Source organism: Halocalculus aciditolerans (assembly GCF_014647475.1).
GTDB classification, from domain to species: Archaea; Halobacteriota; Halobacteria; order Halobacteriales; family Halobacteriaceae; genus Halocalculus; species Halocalculus aciditolerans.
The window spans coordinates 220,428-239,119 of record NZ_BMPG01000001.1 but is presented as its reverse complement, the minus strand read 5'-3'; the positions used below and the strand labels follow the sequence as shown (position 1 = coordinate 239,119).

General features: G+C 69.3%; 17 protein-coding genes. 13 read left to right on the top strand and 4 right to left on the bottom strand.

The annotated features are described in order from the left end of the window. Positions 1-15 precede the first annotated feature (15 nt). A complete protein-coding gene (locus tag IEY26_RS01145; RefSeq protein WP_188974997.1) occupies positions 16-888 on the bottom strand; it encodes a class I SAM-dependent methyltransferase in 873 nt (290 codons plus the stop codon). Positions 889-987: 99 nt separating this feature from the next. Further along, a complete protein-coding gene (locus tag IEY26_RS01140; protein WP_188974995.1) occupies positions 988-1,602 on the bottom strand; it encodes a conditioned medium-induced protein 4 in 615 nt (204 codons plus the stop codon). Between the two features lie 114 nt (positions 1,603-1,716). Between IEY26_RS01140 and IEY26_RS01135 the strand changes: the two genes are divergently transcribed. The 4 genes from IEY26_RS01135 to IEY26_RS01120 all read left to right on the top strand — a co-directional run bounded on the left by IEY26_RS01135 (position 1,717) and on the right by IEY26_RS01120 (position 5,958). Continuing rightward, positions 1,717-2,298 (top strand): biotin transporter BioY, encoded by a 582-nt coding sequence (locus IEY26_RS01135; RefSeq protein WP_188974993.1) that lies wholly within the window; start codon positions 1,717-1,719, stop codon positions 2,296-2,298. Next, the gene (locus tag IEY26_RS01130) at positions 2,299-2,997 is read left to right on the top strand and encodes an energy-coupling factor ABC transporter ATP-binding protein (protein ID WP_188974991.1); all 699 of its coding nucleotides are present in this window, start codon (positions 2,299-2,301) and stop codon (positions 2,995-2,997) included. Beyond that, positions 2,994-3,713 carry an energy-coupling factor transporter transmembrane component T family protein gene (locus tag IEY26_RS01125; protein WP_188974989.1) on the top strand — a complete coding sequence of 240 codons (720 nt, stop codon included), beginning with the start codon at positions 2,994-2,996 and terminating at the stop codon, positions 3,711-3,713. The genes IEY26_RS01130 and IEY26_RS01125 overlap by 4 nt, the downstream gene beginning before the upstream one ends. 121 nt (positions 3,714-3,834) lie before the next feature. Beyond that, positions 3,835-5,958 carry a heterodisulfide reductase-related iron-sulfur binding cluster gene (locus IEY26_RS01120; protein WP_188974987.1) on the top strand — a complete coding sequence of 708 codons (2,124 nt, stop codon included), beginning with the start codon at positions 3,835-3,837 and terminating at the stop codon, positions 5,956-5,958. 288 nt (positions 5,959-6,246) lie between these two features. Here the strand turns inward: IEY26_RS01120 and IEY26_RS01115 are convergent, their stop codons facing one another. Continuing rightward, positions 6,247-6,621, bottom strand: coding sequence for a hypothetical protein (locus IEY26_RS01115; protein ID WP_188974985.1), 375 nt, complete (start codon positions 6,619-6,621; stop codon positions 6,247-6,249). Between the two features lie 178 nt (positions 6,622-6,799). On the opposite strand from IEY26_RS01115, the gene IEY26_RS01110 reads away from it, so the two are divergent. The 5 genes from IEY26_RS01110 to IEY26_RS01090 all read left to right on the top strand — a co-directional run bounded on the left by IEY26_RS01110 (position 6,800) and on the right by IEY26_RS01090 (position 13,163). After that, the gene (locus tag IEY26_RS01110) at positions 6,800-7,651 is read left to right on the top strand and encodes a helix-turn-helix transcriptional regulator (protein WP_188974983.1); all 852 of its coding nucleotides are present in this window, start codon (positions 6,800-6,802) and stop codon (positions 7,649-7,651) included. Positions 7,652-7,734: 83 nt separating this feature from the next. Beyond that, positions 7,735-8,910, top strand: a complete 1,176-nt coding sequence (locus IEY26_RS01105) for an ABC transporter substrate-binding protein (RefSeq protein ID WP_188974980.1) — start codon at positions 7,735-7,737, stop codon at positions 8,908-8,910. A gap of 6 nt (positions 8,911-8,916) precedes the next feature. Next, entirely contained in the window at positions 8,917-10,029 is a 1,113-nt protein-coding gene (locus IEY26_RS01100) for a FecCD family ABC transporter permease (RefSeq protein ID WP_188974978.1), read from the top strand. Between the two features lie 90 nt (positions 10,030-10,119). Beyond that, entirely contained in the window at positions 10,120-11,130 is a 1,011-nt protein-coding gene (gene hemB / locus IEY26_RS01095; RefSeq protein ID WP_188974976.1) for a porphobilinogen synthase, read from the top strand. Positions 11,131-11,474: 344 nt separating this feature from the next. Next, the gene (locus IEY26_RS01090) at positions 11,475-13,163 is read left to right on the top strand and encodes an ammonium transporter (protein ID WP_188974974.1); all 1,689 of its coding nucleotides are present in this window, start codon (positions 11,475-11,477) and stop codon (positions 13,161-13,163) included. 292 nt (positions 13,164-13,455) lie between these two features. Here IEY26_RS01090 and IEY26_RS01085 read toward each other — a convergent pair whose 3' ends face one another. Next, positions 13,456-14,313 (bottom strand): VOC family protein, encoded by an 858-nt coding sequence (locus tag IEY26_RS01085; protein WP_188974972.1) that lies wholly within the window; start codon positions 14,311-14,313, stop codon positions 13,456-13,458. A gap of 111 nt (positions 14,314-14,424) precedes the next feature. Here IEY26_RS01085 and hemL point away from each other — a divergent pair, with 111 nt between their 5' ends. The 4 genes from hemL (at position 14,425) to IEY26_RS01065 (ending at position 18,610) form a co-directional block, all read left to right on the top strand. Continuing rightward, positions 14,425-15,699, top strand: coding sequence for a glutamate-1-semialdehyde 2,1-aminomutase (gene hemL, locus IEY26_RS01080; protein ID WP_188974970.1), 1,275 nt, complete (start codon positions 14,425-14,427; stop codon positions 15,697-15,699). 233 nt (positions 15,700-15,932) lie between these two features. Then, entirely contained in the window at positions 15,933-17,048 is a 1,116-nt protein-coding gene (hemC, locus tag IEY26_RS01075; RefSeq protein ID WP_188974968.1) for a hydroxymethylbilane synthase, read from the top strand. After that, on the top strand, positions 17,045-17,890 hold the full coding sequence (gene cobA, locus IEY26_RS01070) for a uroporphyrinogen-III C-methyltransferase (protein ID WP_188974966.1): 846 nt from the start codon (positions 17,045-17,047) through the stop codon (positions 17,888-17,890). The genes hemC and cobA overlap by 4 nt, the downstream gene beginning before the upstream one ends. Beyond that, complete coding sequence (locus IEY26_RS01065) at positions 17,891-18,610, top strand: uroporphyrinogen-III synthase (protein WP_188974964.1); 720 nt, start codon at positions 17,891-17,893, stop codon at positions 18,608-18,610. Positions 18,611-18,692 lie beyond the last annotated feature (82 nt).

The window sequence follows — 18,692 nt, the reverse complement described above, 5'->3', positions numbered from 1 at the left end:
GTTCGCCGCGTCCTCCTACTTGAACGCTCGCGCGACCGTGGCGACAGCGAGGATGTGCGTGGAGAAGTCGGCGACCGAACGGTCCTCGCGGAGCGCGTCGACGGTCTCGCGCGCGGCGTCCCGCTTCTCGGCGTCGAGGTCGCCGACGTCGCCGTCGGCGGTGCGGCGGAGGGACGCGACGCCTTCGAGTCCCGCGACGGTCTCGACGTCGAGGCCGGCGGTTTCGAGGAGCGCTTCGAGTTCGTCGACGCGGAAGAAGTGCGCCGCGAAGAGCGAGGGAGAGTCGACGCCGTGCTCGCGGAGGAGGGCGGCGTCGTACGTCCCGTCCCGCGCGAGGTCGGGGAGGAGGGCGAGCTCGTCGCCCTGCTGGAGTTTCGCCTGCACGAGCGCGAGCCGCCCCATCACGGACGCGAAGACGGGCGCGCCGGGGTCCGTGACGCGCGCGAGTTCTCGCGCGGCGGTCGCGCGCTCGTCGGCGTCGGTGACGTGGGAGAGCGGGCCGCCGAGGCAGAGCGTCGCGTCGAACGTGTCCGACTCGTACGCGAGGTCGCGGACGTCGCCGACGTGGACGGTCACGCGGTCGCGGAGGCCGCGCGCGTCGAGCTCCGCTCGCGCGATGTCGAGTTGCGTCTCGCTGACGTCGACGAGCGTTACGTCGTAGCCGCGCTCGGCGAGCCAGACCGCGTAGCGGCCGGCCGCGCCGCCCGCGTCGAGCACGCGCCCGGACGCGGGGAGGAACTGCTCAAGGTACGCGACCGTCGCGTCCCACTCCAGTCGATGGTACCAGTCGCGGTCGAGGCGCTCCCACTCCCCGCGACCGAGGTCGTCGTAGAAGTCGCGGGCCTCGAAGGTCTCCCACGACCACGTGTTCTCGTCGCCGTCGCTCATACGCGAACGTCGCGGACGGGCGTCAAAAACGCTGGGCGACCGTGGGAGTGTCGGGCAAACGGACGAGAAGCGGAGGCGCACCCGCGGCGGGCGCGCGCGTCACATCTGCGTGTTCGTCTCCTGGCCCTCGGTGGCGTCTTGGAGGCCGTCTTCGTGGATGTCCTCCGTGAGGCGGGTGGCGAGTTCGTGGTCGGCGAGGAGGTTGCGGAACTCGCTGCGGTAGCGGTCGTTGACGCGGTCGATTTCTCGGCGGGTGCGGACGACGCGGCGTGCGCTGGCGACGGCGTCCGCGTCGACGTCGATATCGTCCGCCAGGTCAGCGTCGAGGTCGGCGTCTGGGTCGGTGGTGGGGTCGGCGGCGAGGCGTTCGCGGACGGCGGCTTCGACGTCGGGGTCCGCGTCGTCGTCGCGGACGAGGTGGAGGTCGAAGCGGGCGTCAGTGACCGTTTCGGGGTCGGTGTCGAGGTCGGCGGCGATATCGGCGTCGGTCTCGTCGGCGTAGAACCCGCGGACGACGGCGACGTACTGGTCGGTGTCGAGCGAACTAGTGAAATCGAGGTCGTCGCGCATGTCGGTGACGACGTCGGCGAGGCGGTCGTCGACGTCGACGTCCGAGGCGAGGGTCCCGTGGGTGTCGGCCTGCTGTTCGGTGACCGTCGTTTCGTCCGTGACCTTCGTGAAGATGTCACGGAGTTCCTCCGTCTTCTCGTTCATATTGTCGGTAGCCTCGCGCGTACTGACCTATAGGTTTGTTGGGACAGCGGTTCGTCGGGACGACCCCCATCGTAAACCGAATCGACTAACGGGGTTGACGGAGGTTGGTGGGGTATGTCGACAGAGACGAGTCAGGTCGACCTCGTCGGCGAGGCGGCCGTCCGGAACATCGTTCGCGCGGCGCTCTTCGCGGCGCTGACGGGCGCGGCGGCGTACGTATCCTTCCCGAATCCCCTCTCCGCGGGGGTGCCGGTGACGCTCCAGGTGCTCGCGGTCTTCCTCGCGGGCATCTACCTCGGGCCCGCGTACGGGTTCGCGTCGATGACGCTCTACCTCGTCGCGGGCGCGGCGGGCGTCCCCGTCTTCTCCGGCGGGGCCGCGGGCCTCGGCCAACTCCTCGGGCCCACCGGTGGGTATCTCTGGAGCTATCCGTTCGCCGCGGCGGTCATCGGTTTTCTCGTCCACGGGCGGACCCTCGGGTCGCCGGGGCGGGCGTCGACGGCGCGACTCGTCGGCGCGATGGTCGGCGGCGTCGTCGTCATCTACGCGTTCGGCATCACGGGCCTCTATCTCGCGACGCCGCTGGGCCCCGTCGCGGCGGTCGTGTCGGGCGCGGCGGCGTTCCTCCCCGTCGAACTCGTGAAGATGGCGGCCGCTGTCGCCGTCGTCCGGAGCGACGCGGCGAGCGCCGAGTAGATGCTCGAACTCCGCGACGTCGTCCACGACCGCGGCGGCACGCGCGCGCTCGACGGCGTCACGCTCTCGATACCGGCGGGCGCGTTCGTGGTGCTCGCGGGCGCGAACGGCTCCGGGAAGACGACGCTCGTCCGCCACCTCAACGGCCTCCTCACGCCCGACGACGGCGAGGTGCTCGTCGACGGCGAGCCCGTGAGTGACGACCTCGTCCGGGCGCGAACGCGCGTCGGGATGGTCTTCCAGCACGCCCGCGACATGTTCGTCGCGTCGACAGTCGGCGAGGACGCGGCGTTCGGCCCGCGGAACCTCGGCCTGCCGAACGACGAGGTCGAAGCGCGCGTCGCGGACGCGCTCGACGCCGTGAACCTCGACGCGGAGGCGGACAGCCGGCTGGACGAACTCTCGGGGGGCGAGCAGCGGCGCGCGGCCATCGCGGGCGCGCTCGCGATGAACCCCGAGTACCTCGTGCTCGACGAACCGTTCACCGGCCTCGACCTCGCGGCGCGCGAGAGCGTGCTCTCCCACCTCCGCGCGCTCAACGCGGCGGGCACGGCGGTCGTCGTGGTGACGCACGACCTCCGCGACCTCGACGGGCTCGCCGACCGCGTCGTCGTCCTCCGCGACGGGACCGTGGCGCTCGACGGCGCGCCCGACGAGGTGCGAGGCGACCTCCGAGAACTCGGCGTCAGAGAGCCGTGACGACCCTCACCTACCGTGTCGGAGCGTCGTTCGCGCACTCGCTGGACGCGCGGGCGAAGCTCCTCGCGCAGGCCGGCGTCGCCGTCGCCGCCTACGCGTGGCCGGGGAGAACGGGAATACTCGCGCTCGCCGTGCTCGTGCTCGTCGTCGGCGTGGCGGCGCGCCTCCCGCCCGCGGCGACGGCGCGAGCGTACGCCCTGCCCGCGGCCTTCCTCCTGTTCGGCGTCGCGACGCGCGCGCTCACGCTCGGCGCGCCGTGGGTCGATGTGAACGCGGGGCTGGCGGCGCTCGAACACGCCTTCCGGGTGGCCGTCGTGCTCGTCGCGGGCGCGGCCTACGTCCGAACGACGCCCGTCTCGGAGACGCAGGCCGTCCTCGCGGCGGTACCGGGGAAACCCGGGCGCGTCCTCTCGGCGGGCGTCGGGTTCGTCCTGCGTTTTCTCCCCGTGCTCGTCGCCGACCTGAAGCGCGCGAAGGAAGCCGACGACGCCCGCCTCGGAAGCGAGAGCGCGCTCCACGAGCGCATGGCGCGCATCGCGTCGACGGGCCTGCGACGGGTCGACGCGCGCTCCGAGCGGTTCGCCCTCGCCTTGCAGGCCCGGTGTTTCGCGTGGAACCCCACTCACCCCGAACGCCGCGCGCGGCCGCGGGATTACGCCGTCGTCGCGCTCGCCGTCGCCCTCCTCGCCAGCCCGATAGCAACGGTCGTTCGCTAGTACTCAGCCGGTGGTTGACAGTCGTAACTCGTCAACGGATCATCGGTTATCGTGGTAACCGAAGGTCGCGGGCGCGTCTCGCTCGTAAACTTTTATGCGGTCGTCGCCACGTCACGTAGGTATGCAACCCCTCGTCCCGCTCGCGGCCGACGTGACTCGGCCGACGTTCTGGCGCATCGGCGGGGTCGGCGAGGCAGTGTTCTACTACCTCGCCGTCGTCGCAATCGCGTTCTTCCTCTACGGCGTCTACGGGCGACTCGCCCGCTACACGCAGGGGAGCGACGACCCCACCGAGCGCCTCGACGACCTCGGCGGTCGCATCGTCGGCGCGGCAAAGACCGTGCTCTCGAACGAGAACCAGTTCGACCGCGACACCTACGCGGGCGTGATGCACGCCTTCATCCTCTGGGGCTTCCTCACGCTCCTCATCGGCACGACCATCCTCGCCATCGACATGGACATCGTGCGGCGCGTCGGCAGCTCGTTCTTCGTCGGTGACTTCTACCTCGCGTACTCCCTCGTGATGGACGCCCTCGGCCTCCTCTTCGTCGTCGGCGTCGGGATGGCGCTCTACCGGCGGTACGCGGAGCGCTACGACCGCCTCTGGGGGAAACACACCTCGCTGGAGGACGACGCCTTCATCTGGACGCTGTTCGCGCTCGGGGTCGGCGGCTACCTCCTCGAAGGCCTGCGCATCCTCGGGACGTCCACCAGTAGGGACGTCTCCTTCGAGACCGTGAGCTTCGTCGGCTGGTTCCTCAAGGACGTCTACGTCGCGCTCGGCGTCACGCCCGACCTCGCCGCCGCGGCCTACCCCGTCGTCTGGTGGAGTCACGCCCTCCTCGCGCTCGGGTTCGTCGCGATGATTCCGTACGCGAAACCCCTCCACATGCTCACGAGCTACGCCAACATCGTCACGCGCGACGAGAACGCCGGCGCGCGCCTCCCCCGCGTCCCCGAGGACGCGAGCCCCGACGAGATCGGCGCGAGCGACATCGACGACTTCTCCTGGAAACAGCAGCTCGACCACGACGCCTGCACGAAATGCGGGCGGTGTTCCTCCGTCTGCCCCGCGAACGCCTCGGGGCGGAACCTCGACCCCCGCGACGTCATCCTCGACCTGAAGACGTACCGCGAGGAGCTCGACGCGGGCGAAACGGAGAAGAAACCCATCGTCGCCGACGGCGGCACGTCCGTCATCGACGCCGAGTCGATGGAGTCCTGTATGTCCTGTATGGCCTGCATGGACGCCTGCCCCGTCGACATCGAGCACGTCACGCAGTTCACGGAGATGAACCGCCGCCTCACCGAGTCCGGGCAGATGGACGAGAACATCCAGGACACGATGATGGACCTCTTCCAGAAGGGCAACTCCTTCGGCGACCCCGAGCGCAAACGCCCGAACTGGGTCGAGGACCTCGACTTCGACGTCCCCGACGCCCGCGAGGAGAGCGTGGAGTACCTCTGGTACGTCGGCGACTACCCCTCCTACGACGAGCGGAACCAGAAAGTCGCGCACGCGCTCGCCCGCATCCTCCACGAGTCCGGCGTCTCCTACGGGATTCTCTACGAGGACGAGAAACACGACGGGAACGACGTCCGGAGAGTGGGAGAGGAAGGCCTCTACGAGATGCTCGTCGAGGACAACATGGCCGCCTTCGAGCAGTGCGACTACGAGAAGATCGTGACGACTGACCCGCACTCCTTCAACACCTTCCGGAACGAGTACGACCAGTTCGGCTTCGAGAAGGGCGACGACGTCTATCACTACACGCAGGTCGTCGAGGAGTTCGTGAACGACGGCCGCCTCGAACTCGGCACCGTGGACGAGACCGTCACCTACCACGACCCCTGCCACCTCGGCCGGTACAACGGCGAGTACGAGGCACCGCGTGAGGTCATCACGGCGACGGGCGCGACGCTCGACGAGATGCCGCGGAACCGGAACGACGCGTTCTGTTGCAGCGGCGGCGGCGGCGGCGTCTGGACGGACTTCTCCGACGACCCCAAGCCCAGCGAGGAACGGATGCGCGAAGCCCTCGAGGACACCGACGCCGGCCGGCAGGTAGACAAGTTCGTCGTCGCGTGCCCGCAGTGCATGACGATGTACGAAGACGGCCGGAAGACCGGGAACTACGAGGACGACATCGAAGTCGTCGACGTCTCCGAACTCGTCGTCCAAGCGCTGGACGCCAAGCAGACCGGTGCCGCGGACGGCGACGTCTCACCGGCTAGCGCGGACTAACCGACTCGGTTTCTCCTTCGCGCTTCTCCTTACGACGGCCACCGCTAGCGGCCGGTGACGCAGCGATGTGGCCGCCGAGACGAGACGGCCGGCGTCGAAGCGGACTCACCCGCTGGCGGGGCGAGAAATCGAAGAGGGTTCTGCCGAGGCAGTCAGGCCGAGGGCGAGCGGGCTCGCGGAGGTGACTCCGAGGGAGTCGTCGGAGAGGGAACGGCCAGAGCGCGAACCGGAAGGTGCTAGTCACCACTCGGGGGGCGCGTCGACGCCGAGGGTGCGTGAGAGCGAGTCTCAGTCGTCGACGGCGACGGCGAGGTCGTAGTCGCGGGCGAATTCGGCGACGGCGAGCGGGCCGGTTTCGGCGCGGAAGGCGGTGTCGCTGTCGTCGGGGAGGGCGTCGCGGAGGGCGTCGAGGCCGTCGGCGTCGAGGGTGCCGGCGTAGTCGTCGAGCGCGCCGTGGAGGGAGTCGGGGACGGGCTCGTCGACGAGCGGGTCGCCGTTCGAGGTGAGGTCGTCGAGAGCGACGACGTAGCCGGGTGTGCGTTCGACGGGTCGCCAGTCGGCGTCGGGGCGGCGGTCCGCGCGACGTGACTGGACGAAGTCGTAGTAGTCGTAGAGTAGCTCCTCGCTCCAGTCCGACTCACCCACGTCGAGCGTGAGATGCATTCACGCTGTCAGATGGAAGAGTCGGCTAAAAGTCCGCTGGCCGGCCAGGGCCTCAAAGGACACCCCACCGAAGCCGATAAATCACATAGTGCGATATAGAATGAGTGGGTCGTGGCGGTCGGAGTGAGCGCCCCACGGCAAGTGTTTTAGGTTCGCCTAAACAATGTGCGGTCGATAGATGGCCCTCGCGAACACGGGGACGGAGTCGGGAAGGAATGGACGAGAAGCGTCGCGAGAAGCAGTAGCGTTCCTCGCGCGCTCGGAACACCGCGTTCGAGTGCTCGAACTCCTCGGAGCCGGTGAACAAACGCGAGACGAACTGAAAGCCGAAACGAGCGCGACGCGCGTGACGCTCAGTCGCGTCCTCGGTGACTTGGAGGACCGCGGGTGGGTCACGCGCGGAGCGACGCGGGACCGATACGTGCTCACACCGTTCGGTGAGACGATCTACCGCGACTTCGGGCAGTTGCTCGATACGGTGACCGTCGGGCGGCGGCTCCCGGGGATGATCGACCGACTCCCCGAGGAGTGGTTCGGGTTCGACCTCCGCCATCTCGTCGACGCCGACCGAATCGCCAGCGAGAGCGCGGATCCTCACGGCGCGTCTCGCGCCGTCGCGAACGCGATTACCGACGCGGATGACGTTCGCGCGCTCGTCGGGTGCTTCACGACACTGCCGCTCTACGCGTACGCGGAGGCACTTCGAACGGGTGCGGCACCGAACGCGGAGGTCGTCTACGACGAGGAGACGACCGAGCTGAGCCTGAAGAACGACGCGATAACGGACCAGTGGCGGCGCATCGAGGAGGAGCAGAGCATCTACTACAGCGTCGACCGACAGTACCCCTGCACTGTCGACCTCCTCGACGACGAAGTCGTCTACGTCTCGCTGGGCCGGGACCGAGGCAGCGGGTTCGACGTGCTCCGGTCCACGAACCCCGTCGTCGTCGACTGGGCGCGTGAGCGGTTCGAGCGGGAACGCGCGGACGCTGTCCCCCTGAGCGAGCGGATGGACGAACCCACACCGTAACCATCCGCTCGGATTACGTGTATCAGAGCGTGTTACAACGGACACGGGAAATCGATAACTTCGTTTAGGCCGGCCTAAAGTGTATGCCCCGAAGGCGACAGCTACTGGCGAGTAGCGCGACGCTAATCGCGGCCGGCTTGGCCGGCTGTTCCGGCGGCGGGAGCGGCGACACGACGGCGCAGTCGTCGACGGACGCGACCGAGACGACCGGAGCGTCGTCGGACGACGTCACGCCGTACACGGTCGAAATCGAGCCGAACGACCCCTACACGTTCGACGAGGTTCCCGAGACCTACGGGGTCGGCACCAGCCCCTTCATCGACATGGGGATGGCGCTCGGCATCCACCCGAGCGCGACGACCGGCCTCGAACGTGCCCCGCTGAAGTTCTACGACCTCCTCGATCTCGGGTTCGACGAGAGCGAGGTCGTCAAGCTCGCCAGCGGAGCCGAATCCGGCTACGACAAGGAGAACTTCTACGCCGCCGACGCCGACGTCTGGCTCATCTCCCGAAAGAGCATCAGTAGCTTCGCCGACTGGGACGACTCCGACTTCGAGGAGATCGAGTCCCAGACCGGTCCCTTCCTCGGCACGACGCTCCGATTTGCCCCCCAGATCGCGTTCAAGGACGAACCGAACCCGTACACGATGTACGAGGCCTTCGAGAAGGTCGCGAAGATCTTCCAGCGCCAAGAGCAGTTTGCGGCGTGGCAATCGATGCACGACGACCTCATGAGCACCGTCGAGGACGGCCTCCCGCCGGAAGACGAGCGACCGACCGTCGCCGCCATCTGGCGCGGCGTCAGCCCCGACTCCGGACAGTTCCGCATCGCCCCCCTCCACCGGCTCGCGAACAACACGAAGTCCTACTACCGCCTCGGGATGACGGACGCCTTCGAGGGCCAGTATCCCGACGGCCCCATCGGCTACGAGGAACTCCTCGACGTCGACCCCGACTACATCGGTGCCGTCGGCGCGCTCACCTCCTCCACGCACGAGGAGTTCGTCAGCACCGTCGTCGAGCCCTTCGAGAACAACGAGAACGGACAGCAGCTCAGCGCCGTCCAGAACGGCAACGTCATCCGGAGCGCCGGCCAGTACATGGGCCCGATAGTCGACATGTTCTCGACGGAGGCCGTCGCGAAGCAGGTCTACCCCGAGACCTTCGGCGAGTGGCCCGGTCCGGTCGGCGAGCTCGCCGAGGACGAACGGCTCTTCGACCGACAACGCCTCCTCGACATCGTCAACCGGGACTTCTAACCCTCGATGAGCAAGGTCTCTGACATCCTCGCACAGCGCCGCTCGGAGTGGGGAGAGTGGTACGCGAACTCGAAACTCGTCGGCGTCGCGCTCGGGAGCCTCGCAATCCTCCTCGGCGCGACCCTGTTACAGGTGAGCTTCGGCGCTTACCCGCTCACCCTCGCGGAGGCGTGGCACACCGTCTTCGACGCCGACGTCCTCCTCAGCCTCACCGCGTGGCGCGCGTTCCTCCTCGGCGGCGGCATCCCCGAGTGGTTCACGCGCCAACAGCTCATCGTCTGGAACATCCGCCTGCCGCGCATCCTCGTCGGCGTCCTCGTCGGCGCGAACCTCGCGGTCTCCGGCGCGATCTTCCAAGTCGTCACGCGGAACGAGCTCGCGAGCCCGTACGTGCTCGGCATCAGCGACGGCGCCGGCCTCGTCGTCCTCGTCACGCTCACCTTCATGTCGAGCTACCTGCCGCTGCTCCCGTTGCTCGCCGCCATCGGCGGGACGATCGCGTTCCTCGTCGTCTACGTCATCGCGTGGAAGAACGGCACGTCGCCCGTTCGACTCGTCCTCGCGGGCGTCGTCGTCGGGACGGTGTTCAGCTCTGTCCAGCGCGCGCTGTTCTTCTTCATCGACGACCTCAGCGTGGTCATGTCCGCGCAGACGTGGCTCTCCGGCTCCCTCCTCGGTACTGACTGGGGGCAGGTGCGCATCGCGCTCCCGTTCACCGTCCTCTCGATGGCGCTCGCGCTCGCCGTCACCAGAGAGCTCGACGTCCTCCTCCTCGGCGAGGAGACCGCCTCCTCGCTCGGGATGAACGTCGAGAAGATCCGCTTCGCGGTCGCCGGTATCGCGATTCTCTCGACGGCCGCCGCCATCGCCGTCGCCGGCCTCGTCGGCTTCGTCGGCCTCATCGTCCCGCACATGGTGCGCAACATCGTCGGCAGCGACTCCAAGCGCCTCCTGGTGGGCTGTCTCTTCCTCGGGCCGGCGCTCCTCGTCGGCGCAGACGTCGGCGCGCGCCTCGCGCTCAGCCCGATTCAACTTCCGGTCGGCATCATCACCGGGCTCGTGGGCGGCCCCTACTTCCTCTACCTCATGCGGAAGAAGAAGGACCTCGGATCGGTCTGACCCGCCCCGTTCCTGGAGGCGGCCGCGAAGCGAGGCGGCGGCCGCGCCGGGTTCGGGAACGCTAAACCTCTCGCGAGGATAGCGGGTAGTATGACGCCGACGCGCCGACCGCGCCGACTGCGACGGGACGGGATTCGGGAGCTAGTGAGCGAGACGAGCGTCTCGGCGAGCGATCTCGTAGTGCCGGTGTTCGTGGACGCGACGCTCGACGAGCGCCAGGCGATCGAGTCGATGCCGGGGCACGAGCGCGTGCCCGTCGACGAGGCGGTGGCGCGCGTCGAGGAAGTGCTCGCGACGGGCGTGGAGTCCGTCATGGTGTTCGGGATTCCCGAGTCGAAGGACGAGACGGGGTCGCGGGCGTGGGCGAGCGACGGCGTGGTGCAGGAGGCAGTTCGAGCGATAACGGCTGCGACGGACGCGTACGTGATGACGGACGTCTGTCTCTGTGAGTACACCGAGCACGGCCACTGCGGGGTTCTCACCAGCGAAGCGCACGAGGCGTGGGAGGACGGGGCGGCGGACAGCGACGCGGAGAGCCTCACGGTGAGGAACGACGAGACCCTGGAGTTGCTCGCGCGGACGGCGGTGTCGCACGCGGCGGCGGGCGCGGACATGGTCGCTCCGTCCGCGATGACGGACGGACAGGTCGGCGCGATTCGGGGAGCGCTCGACGACGCCGGGCACCAAGACGTCCCGATTCTCGCCTACGCAGTGAAGTACGAGTCGTCGTTCTACGGGCCGTTCCGCGACGCGGCGGACGGCGCGCCGGCGTTCGGCGACCGGCGGCACTACCAGATGGACCCCGCGAACCGGCGAGAGGCGCTGGTGGAAGCGGAGTTAGACGTCGAGGAGGGCGCGGACGCGGTGATGGTGAAACCCGGACTGCCGTACCTCGACGTCGTCCGGGACGTCCGGGAGTCGGTGGACGTGCCGGTCGCGGCGTACAACGTCTCGGGCGAGTACGCGATGTTGCACGCGGCGGCGGAGAAGGGCTGGCTCGACTTAGAGGCGGTCGCGCTGGAGTCGCTGCTCTCGATGAAGCGCGCGGGCGCGGACCTCATCGTGACGTACTTCGCCGAGGACGTCGCCGAAGCGCTGTAAGCGGGCGAGCCGTCGGGCGGCGAGGAGAAAGAGTGAGTGTGGACCCACGTGGAGTGTGGGTCGTGGGCGCGGCGCGCACCCGCGTTCCGGGGCGGTTCGGGCAATACTTTCGTCGACATTCGCCCACTCGAAGTGTAGATTTTGCCGCCGAATCGGACAGAATACATCCTTATACACAGGGTATCCGCCCTAGTATTAGACGGATGAATTTTCACTCGCGTATTTCTTCGGATTCTTCAAGCAAACCACTAAGTATGAGTCTCTGTAGTCATTCATCCGAAGATGGACGAGACAAACACGAACCTATCTGTCGCATCGGTGGACGAATGTCCGGGTGATTTCGAATGGCTGTGACGGGCGTGGAAGCGATCGCCGAGGGCGTCAACCTCCTCTGGGTCCTGGTCGTGACGTTCCTCATCTTCTTCATGCACGCCGGCTTCGCCATGCTGGAGGCGGGGCAGGTGCGGGCGAAGAACGTCGCGAACCAGCTCACGAAGAACCTCCTGACGTGGAGCGTCGGCGTCCTCGTGTTCTTCCTCGTGGGCGCGGCCGTCTCCACCATCGCCGGCGTCCTCACCTCCGGGGGGAGCGCTGACGTCGCGGGCGCGTTCGCCTCGACGCTCTCACCGGGGAGCGCGAACGCCTGGGTAGACTGGCTGTTCGGCGCGGTGTTCGCCATGACGGCCGCGACCATCGTCTCCGGGGCGGTCGCGGGCCGCGCGAAACTCCGCACGTACGTCGCGTACACGATGGTCCTCGCCGCCGTCATCTACCCCGTCGTCTCCGGAATCACGTGGGGCGGCACGGGCCTGCTCGCCGACCTCGGCTTCCACGACTTCGCCGGCGGGATGGTCGTCCACGGGATGGGCGGCGTCGCCGGCCTCGTCGCCGCGTGGGTCATCGGCCCGCGCATGGACCGCTTCGGCCCCGACGGCGAGGTGAACGTCATTCCCGGGCACTCCATCACGTTCGCCGTGCTCGGCACGCTCATCCTCGCGTTCGGCTGGTACGGCTTCAACGTCGGCACGGCCGCGAGCGTCCTCAGCGTCGCCGACGACGGCACCGTCACGCTCGCCGCGTTCGCCACCGTCGGCCGCGTCGCGCTCACGACGACGCTCGCCATGGCCGCGGGCGCGGTCGGCGCGGGTGCCGTCTCGATGCTCAAGACCGGGAAGGTCGACACGCTCTACGTCGCGAACGGCCTGCTCGCCGGCCTCGTCGGCATCACCGGCATCACTGACGCCGTCGTCTGGCCGGGCGCGGTCGCCGTCGGCCTCCTCGCCGGGGCACAGCTCCCCGTCGTCTTCGAGTTCGTCGAGAAGCGCCTCGGCGTCGACGACGTCTGCGCGGTCTTCCCCGTCCACGGGAGCGCGGGCATCCTCGGCGCGCTCGCCTTCCCCTTCATCTCGACCGCCGGGTTCTCGCTCGGCCAGCTCTGGGTGCAGGCCGTCGGCGTCGTCGTCATCGTCGGCTGGACCGCCGTGACGACCGCGGTCGTGTTCGGCGCGGCCCGCGCGCTCGGACAGGCCCGCGTCAGCCCCGACCACGAACGCGAAGGCCTCGACGTCGCCGAACACGGCGTCGAGACCTACCCCGAGTTCGGCCGCGAAGGCCCGGCCGGCGTCCGCACTGACGGCGGGAACGCGGTCTCCGCGGACGCCCTGCGCACCGACGGCGGCCTCGAACCGAACGACATCGAGATGGTCACCGCGGTCGTCCGCCCCGGCGTCCTGCCGGACGTGAAGACCGCGCTCGCCGAAGTCGGCGCGCCCTCGCTCACCGTCACCCGCGTCTCCGGGCGCGGCAGTCAGCCCGCGAAGACCGGCCAGTGGCGCGGCGAGGAGTACACCGTCGACCTCCACGAGAAAGTGAAGATCGAGTGCGTCGTCGCCGACGTCCCCGCGGACGACGTCGTCGACGCCATCTGCGACGCCGCGAACACCGGCGAACCGGGTGACGGGAAGGTGTTCGTCTGGCCGGTCGCCAAGGCGACGCAGGTCCGCACCGGCAAGACCGGGCCGGAGGCGGTGTAGAAGTATGGTCTGGATCGCTCCCGATGACCCCATATACAGCGAGCCGGGCGAGGGAACCGAACGCCATGAGACGGAGGTGAGAAAGTAAAAGACCACTGCGACGTATGGCATGACGGCCTCGGGCGACGGCCGCAATCACTGTGGGTGTGCTCATCACCGTCGCCCCCTGCGGGCGGCCGCCGGGCCGCCACGACGGCGGGTCACGACCGCCGACCCGGCAACTGCGTTTCACCGCGCAGTCCTCGGTTCTATTCTCGCGAGACGCGACGCCGCGGAGCGACGCGTCGCGCGTTCACTCCGTCCGAAGGCGAACTTCGATACCGTCCGCGTCGGTCGCGGCGACGCCGTCGTCCACGCGCTCGACGTCGAAGCCCGCGCCGCGGAGCCGAGCGGTCGCCGCGTCGACGGCGTCGGCGTCCGGGACGAGGAGTTCGAACCAGTCGAGCCCGCGGCCCGCGAGCGGTTCGCTCCGGGCGTTCCACGCGTTCAAACCGACGTGATGGTGGTAGTCGCCGGCGGCCGTGAAGAGGGCCCCGTCGCCCCAGTCCTGTCGAACGCGCAGGCCGAGCGCGTCCACGTAGAACGCGCGGGCGGCGGCGAGGTCCGTCACTTCGAGGTGGACGTGCCCGATATCGGTCCCGGCCGGCGCGCGACCGCCGACCTCGCCGTCTCCCGAGCCGGCGAGCGCGTCCGCGGCGAGCGCGTCGAGGTCGAGCGAGCGCGTGTCCATCTCGACGCGGCCGTCGTCCGTCGTCGGCCACGCGCTCCGCTCGCGGTCCCGGTAGAGTTCGACGCCGTTCCCCTCGGGGTCGCGGAGGTAGAGCGCTTCGCTGACGCGGTGGTCGGAGGCCCCGGAGAGCCGCCAGTTCGCGCGGATTCGCCGGAAGGCGTCCGCGAGCGCGTCGCGGTCGGGGAGGCGGAAGGCGACGTGGAAGAGGCCGGCCGCGTTCGGCGGGCGCTCGCCGACGTCGCCCGCGCGGAGTTCCAGCAGGGGCGTGTCGCCCGCGCCGAGCGTCGCGCGGTCCCGCTCCCGGTCGAGGACGGCGAGGCCGACGACGTCGCGGTAGAACTCGGTGAGGTCGTCGACGTCCGATACGACGAGCGCTGCGCGCCCGACGCGCGCCGACGCGGGGAGGTCGCCTTCGGTCATGTCTGTCACTTCACTGCGAGGGGAGGTAAACGGTGAGGCCGATGGGAGGCGTCGGCTGCGGGGCGACGCGAACCCCCTACATTCTTTCTCTCCGCCGCCGTCGGTCGAGGTATGAACCGCGATACCTCTCGAGAGCTCTACGACCGCGCGCTCGACGTGCTCGTCGGGGGCGTGAACTCGTCCGTTCGGGCGGCACCGCAGCCGTATCCGACGTTCGTGCGGAAGGGCGACGCGGGGCACGTAGTGGACGCGGACGGGAACAAGTACGTGGACTGGGTGATGGGGCTGGGACCGCTCCTCCTCGGGCACGACGCGCCGGAGCGCGTGACGAGTTCGGTGCAGCGCCGGACGAGCGAGGGGCCGATGTACGGGATGCCGACCGAGGTCGAGGTGGAGCTCGCGGAGTTCGTGACGCGTCACGTCCCCTCGGTGGAGATGCTGCGGTTCGTGAACTCGGGGACGGAGGCGACGGTCTCGGCCGTTCGGCTGGCGCGCGGCTACACCGGCCGGAGCAAGGTCGTCGTGATGGAGGGCGGCTACCACGGCGCGCAGGAGTCGACGCTCGTCGAGGGCGACGCAGAGCACGCACGGCCGTCCTCCGCCGGGATTCCGCAGTCCTTCGCGGAGCACACGATTCCCGTCCCGTTCAACGACCGGGCGGCCGCGAGCGAGGTCTTCGAGGAGCACGGCGACGACATCGCCGCCGTCCTCGTCGAACCCGTCATGGCGAACAAGGGCATCGTGGAGCCACAGGACGGCTACCACGACCACCTGCGCGGGCTGACCCGCGAGCACGGGAGCCTCCTCGTGTTCGACGAGGTCATCACGGGCTTCCGCGTCGGCGGCCTCGCCTGCGCGCAGGGCAAGTTCGACGTCACGCCCGACCTGACGACGTTCGGGAAGATCGTCGGCGGCGGGTTCCCCGTCGGCGCGCTCGGCGGAAGAACGGAAGTCATGGAGCACCTCACGCCGGTCGGCGACGTCTTCCAAGCGGGGACGTTCTCCGGCCACCCGGTCACGATGGCCGCCGGCCTCCAGACGCTCACCTACGCCGCGGAGAAGGACGTCTACGACCACGTGAACGCGCTCGGCGACGACCTCCGGGACGGCCTCCGCGACATCGTCGACGACAAAGGCCTCCCGTACTCTGTGGTGGGAACGGACAGCCTGTTCAAAGTCGTCTTCACGCGCGACGGCGAACCCCCGGAGAACACCGCCGACGTCGGGAAAGCCGCCGTCGACCGCTGGAACCGCGTGTTCCGCCCGCAGATGCAGGAGCGCGGCATCATGCTCGCGCAGAACCAGTTCGAGAGCCAGTTCGTCTCCGACGCCCACACGCAGGCGGACGTCGACGCCACCCTCGACGCCTACGACGACGTCCTCTAACGCGGGCTCTTTCCGTATTCTCCGTCGCGGTTCCTGCGCCAGTTACAGCGACCGCGAGTGACGGAACCGCTGTCGGCGAGGGGCTTTCAGAGATACCGACGGATGCTCCGTCCACGGTCGCGGTAAGAGAACGAGAGAGAACGAGGACCATCGAGAGTGAACGGGAAACGGGCGGACGAGTCCAAGTCGAGATGGAAGGGGGTTTCAACGGCGGGCGGTAGAGTACAGGTATAATGCGTAGTCGCGAGTCCGTGCGGCTGGCGACGCGGGGGTCGACTCTCGCGCGTCGGCAGGCGGCGGAGATACAGGCGGCGTTGGAGGACCGGCGACACGAGGTCGAACTGGTCGAGGTGGAGACGGTCGGCGACCGCGTGACGGACGAACTCATCCAGGACCTGGGGAAGACGGGGGCGTTCGTGCGCGCCGTCGACGAAGTCGTGCTCGCGGGCGAGGCGGACGCGGCGGTGCACTCGATGAAGGACGTGCCGACGGACACGCCGGAGGATATGGTGTTCGCGGCGGTGCCGCCGCGGGCGAGCGCGGGGGACGCGCTCGTGACGCCGGACGGGAGCACGCTGGACGAGCTTCCGGCGGGCGCAGTCGTCGGCACGTCGAGTCTGCGGCGGAAGGCGCAGGTGCTCGCGCGGCGGCCGGACCTCGAGGTCGAGCCGCTGCGGGGGAACGTAGATACGCGCCTCGAGAAGCTGCTCGCGCCGCACATGCAGGCGAAGCACGAGGCGCGTCTCGACGCGGAAGACGAGTATCAGGAGAAGCGTCAGCGCGCGGAGAAGCGCGTGGATTCGGACCCGAGCAGCGTGGAGCGCGAGTACGAGCGCACGGTCGAGGAGTGGTTCGATTCGCTGAACGAGCTCGAGCGCTCCTCGATGGAGCGCGACGTCGACGTGGAGTACGACGCTATCGTGCTGGCGCGCGCGGGCTTGGAGCGGTCGGGGCTGGCGCACGACGTGCCGCTCGTGGACCTCGACGTGAACGAGCACGTGCCCGCGCCGGGGCAGGGCGCGCTCGCGGTGACGGCCGTCGAGGGCGACCTCGCGGACACGCTCCACGACGTGCTCGACCACCCGCGTTCGCGCGTCGAGACGACCGTCGAACGCATCGTCCTCGAAGAGCTCGGCGGCGGCTGTATCGCGCCGCTCGGCGTGCACGCGTTCGTGAAGGGCGAGACGGTGCGCGCGGAAGTCCAGGTGTTCAGCGAGGACGGCTCCGAGTCCGTCACGGAGGGCCGCGACCTGCCGGCCGACGACTACGCGGCGGCGGCGCGCGCGCTCGCCGACGACCTCGACGCCGCGGGCGCGAGCGACCTCATCGAGGAGGCGAAGCGAGAATGAGTGAGGGAGACGCGAGCCGGAGCGACGGACGGCGAGATACCGAGACGGGAACCGTGTACCTCGTGGGGAGCGGGCCGGGCGACCCGGGCCTCCTCACGGTGCGCGCGCGCGAGCTCCTCGACGACGCGGCAGTCGTGATGCACGACAAACTCCCCGGTCCCGAGATCCTCGACACCATCGACGACGCGGTCTGCGAGGACGTGGGGAAGCGCGCTGGCGGGGAGCGAACGAGCCAGCGGGAGATCAACGAGCGACTCGTCGCGCACGCGACGGCGGGGCGGGACGTGGTTCGGCTGAAGGGCGGCGACCCGTTCGTCTTCGGGCGCGGCGGCGAGGAAGCGCAGTACCTCGCCGAACACGAGATTCCGTTCGAGGTGGTTCCGGGCGTGACGTCGGCGATTGCCGCGCCCGGCGCGGCGGGCATCCCCGTCACGCACCGCGATTTCGCCTCCTCCGTCTCCTTCGTGACGGGCCACGAGGACCCGACGAAGCCCGAATCCGCCGTGGACTGGGACGCCCTCGCGGCGACCGGCGGCACGATTGTCGTGTTGATGGGCGTCGGCCGGCTCCCCGACTACACGCGGGCGCTGCGGGAGGCGGGGATGGCCGGCGAGACGCCGGTCGCGCTCGTCGAGCGCGGGACGTGGCCGGACATGCGAACCGTGACCGGGACGCTCGACAGCATCGTCGACGTCCGCGACGAACACGACGTCTCGCCGCCGGCCGTGACCGTCATCGGCGAGGTCGCGTCCGTGCGCGAGGACGTCGTCGCGCTCCTCCGCGGCCGCGGCGCACAGGGCGCGAACGTGGATGCACGGGACGCGAACGCGGGGGACGAGTAGATGCGCGTCGCCGTGTTCCGGCCGGACGACGGCCGGCTCGACGCCGCGGTCCACCACCTCGACGAGCGCGGCGTCGAAGCCGTCCCGGACCCGATGCTGGAAGTCGTCGAGACGGACGCGACGCCGCGAACGGACGCGGACTTCGTCGTGTTCACGAGTAAGACGGGCGCGCGCCTCGCCGCCGACGCCGGCTGGGAAGCCGGGAGCGCGACCGTCTGCGCCATCGGCGACTCAACCGCCGGTGCGCTCGAAGCAGAGGACTACGCCGTCGACGTCGTCCCCGAGACCTTCTCCTCCACCGGGCTCGTCGAGGAACTCGCCGACGACGTCGACGGCGCGCGCGTCGAAGTCGCGCGCTCCGACCACGGGAGTCAGATACTCCTCGACGGCCTCGAAGCCGCCGGCGCGTACGTCCACGAAACCGTCCTCTACCGCCTCCGTCGACCGCCCGAGGCCGGCGAGTCCACCGAACTCGCCGCGACCGGCGGCCTCGACGCCGCGCTCTTCACCTCCTCGCTGACAGTGGAGCACTTCCTCGACGCGGCGAGCGAACGCGGCATCTACGAGGACGCCGTCGCCGGCCTCAACACCTGCGTCGTCGCCTGCATCGGCGAACCCACGAGGGAGACCGCCGAATCCCACGGCGTCGACGTCGACGTCGTCCCCGACGAAGCGAGCTTCACCGCCCTCGTCGACGCCGCGCTCGCCGCCCTGAAGTGAGTCGCCGGTCGAACTAGGGACGAACCCGTCTGCGAGCCAGATTCGACGGAGACGAAGGCGAACCTGTCTGCCGAATCGGGTT

Coding starts and splice junctions, on each gene's coding strand:
- hemB (WP_188974976.1), top strand. CDS start 10,120: ATGACGCCGACGCGCCGACCGCGCCGACTGCGACGGGACGGGATTCGG.
- hemL (WP_188974970.1), top strand. CDS start 14,425: ATGAACCGCGATACCTCTCGAGAGCTCTACGACCGCGCGCTCGACGTG.
- IEY26_RS01100 (WP_188974978.1), top strand. CDS start 8,917: ATGAGCAAGGTCTCTGACATCCTCGCACAGCGCCGCTCGGAGTGGGGA.
- IEY26_RS01105 (WP_188974980.1), top strand. CDS start 7,735: ATGCCCCGAAGGCGACAGCTACTGGCGAGTAGCGCGACGCTAATCGCG.
- IEY26_RS01065 (WP_188974964.1), top strand. CDS start 17,891: ATGCGCGTCGCCGTGTTCCGGCCGGACGACGGCCGGCTCGACGCCGCG.
- IEY26_RS01090 (WP_188974974.1), top strand. CDS start 11,475: ATGGCTGTGACGGGCGTGGAAGCGATCGCCGAGGGCGTCAACCTCCTC.
- IEY26_RS01130 (WP_188974991.1), top strand. CDS start 2,299: ATGCTCGAACTCCGCGACGTCGTCCACGACCGCGGCGGCACGCGCGCG.
- IEY26_RS01110 (WP_188974983.1), top strand. CDS start 6,800: ATGGCCCTCGCGAACACGGGGACGGAGTCGGGAAGGAATGGACGAGAA.
- cobA (WP_188974966.1), top strand. CDS start 17,045: ATGAGTGAGGGAGACGCGAGCCGGAGCGACGGACGGCGAGATACCGAG.
- IEY26_RS01120 (WP_188974987.1), top strand. CDS start 3,835: ATGCAACCCCTCGTCCCGCTCGCGGCCGACGTGACTCGGCCGACGTTC.
- hemC (WP_188974968.1), top strand. CDS start 15,933: ATGCGTAGTCGCGAGTCCGTGCGGCTGGCGACGCGGGGGTCGACTCTC.
- IEY26_RS01140 (WP_188974995.1), bottom strand. CDS start 1,602: ATGAACGAGAAGACGGAGGAACTCCGTGACATCTTCACGAAGGTCACG.
- IEY26_RS01135 (WP_188974993.1), top strand. CDS start 1,717: ATGTCGACAGAGACGAGTCAGGTCGACCTCGTCGGCGAGGCGGCCGTC.
- IEY26_RS01145 (WP_188974997.1), bottom strand. CDS start 888: ATGAGCGACGGCGACGAGAACACGTGGTCGTGGGAGACCTTCGAGGCC.
- IEY26_RS01085 (WP_188974972.1), bottom strand. CDS start 14,313: ATGACCGAAGGCGACCTCCCCGCGTCGGCGCGCGTCGGGCGCGCAGCG.
- IEY26_RS01115 (WP_188974985.1), bottom strand. CDS start 6,621: ATGCATCTCACGCTCGACGTGGGTGAGTCGGACTGGAGCGAGGAGCTA.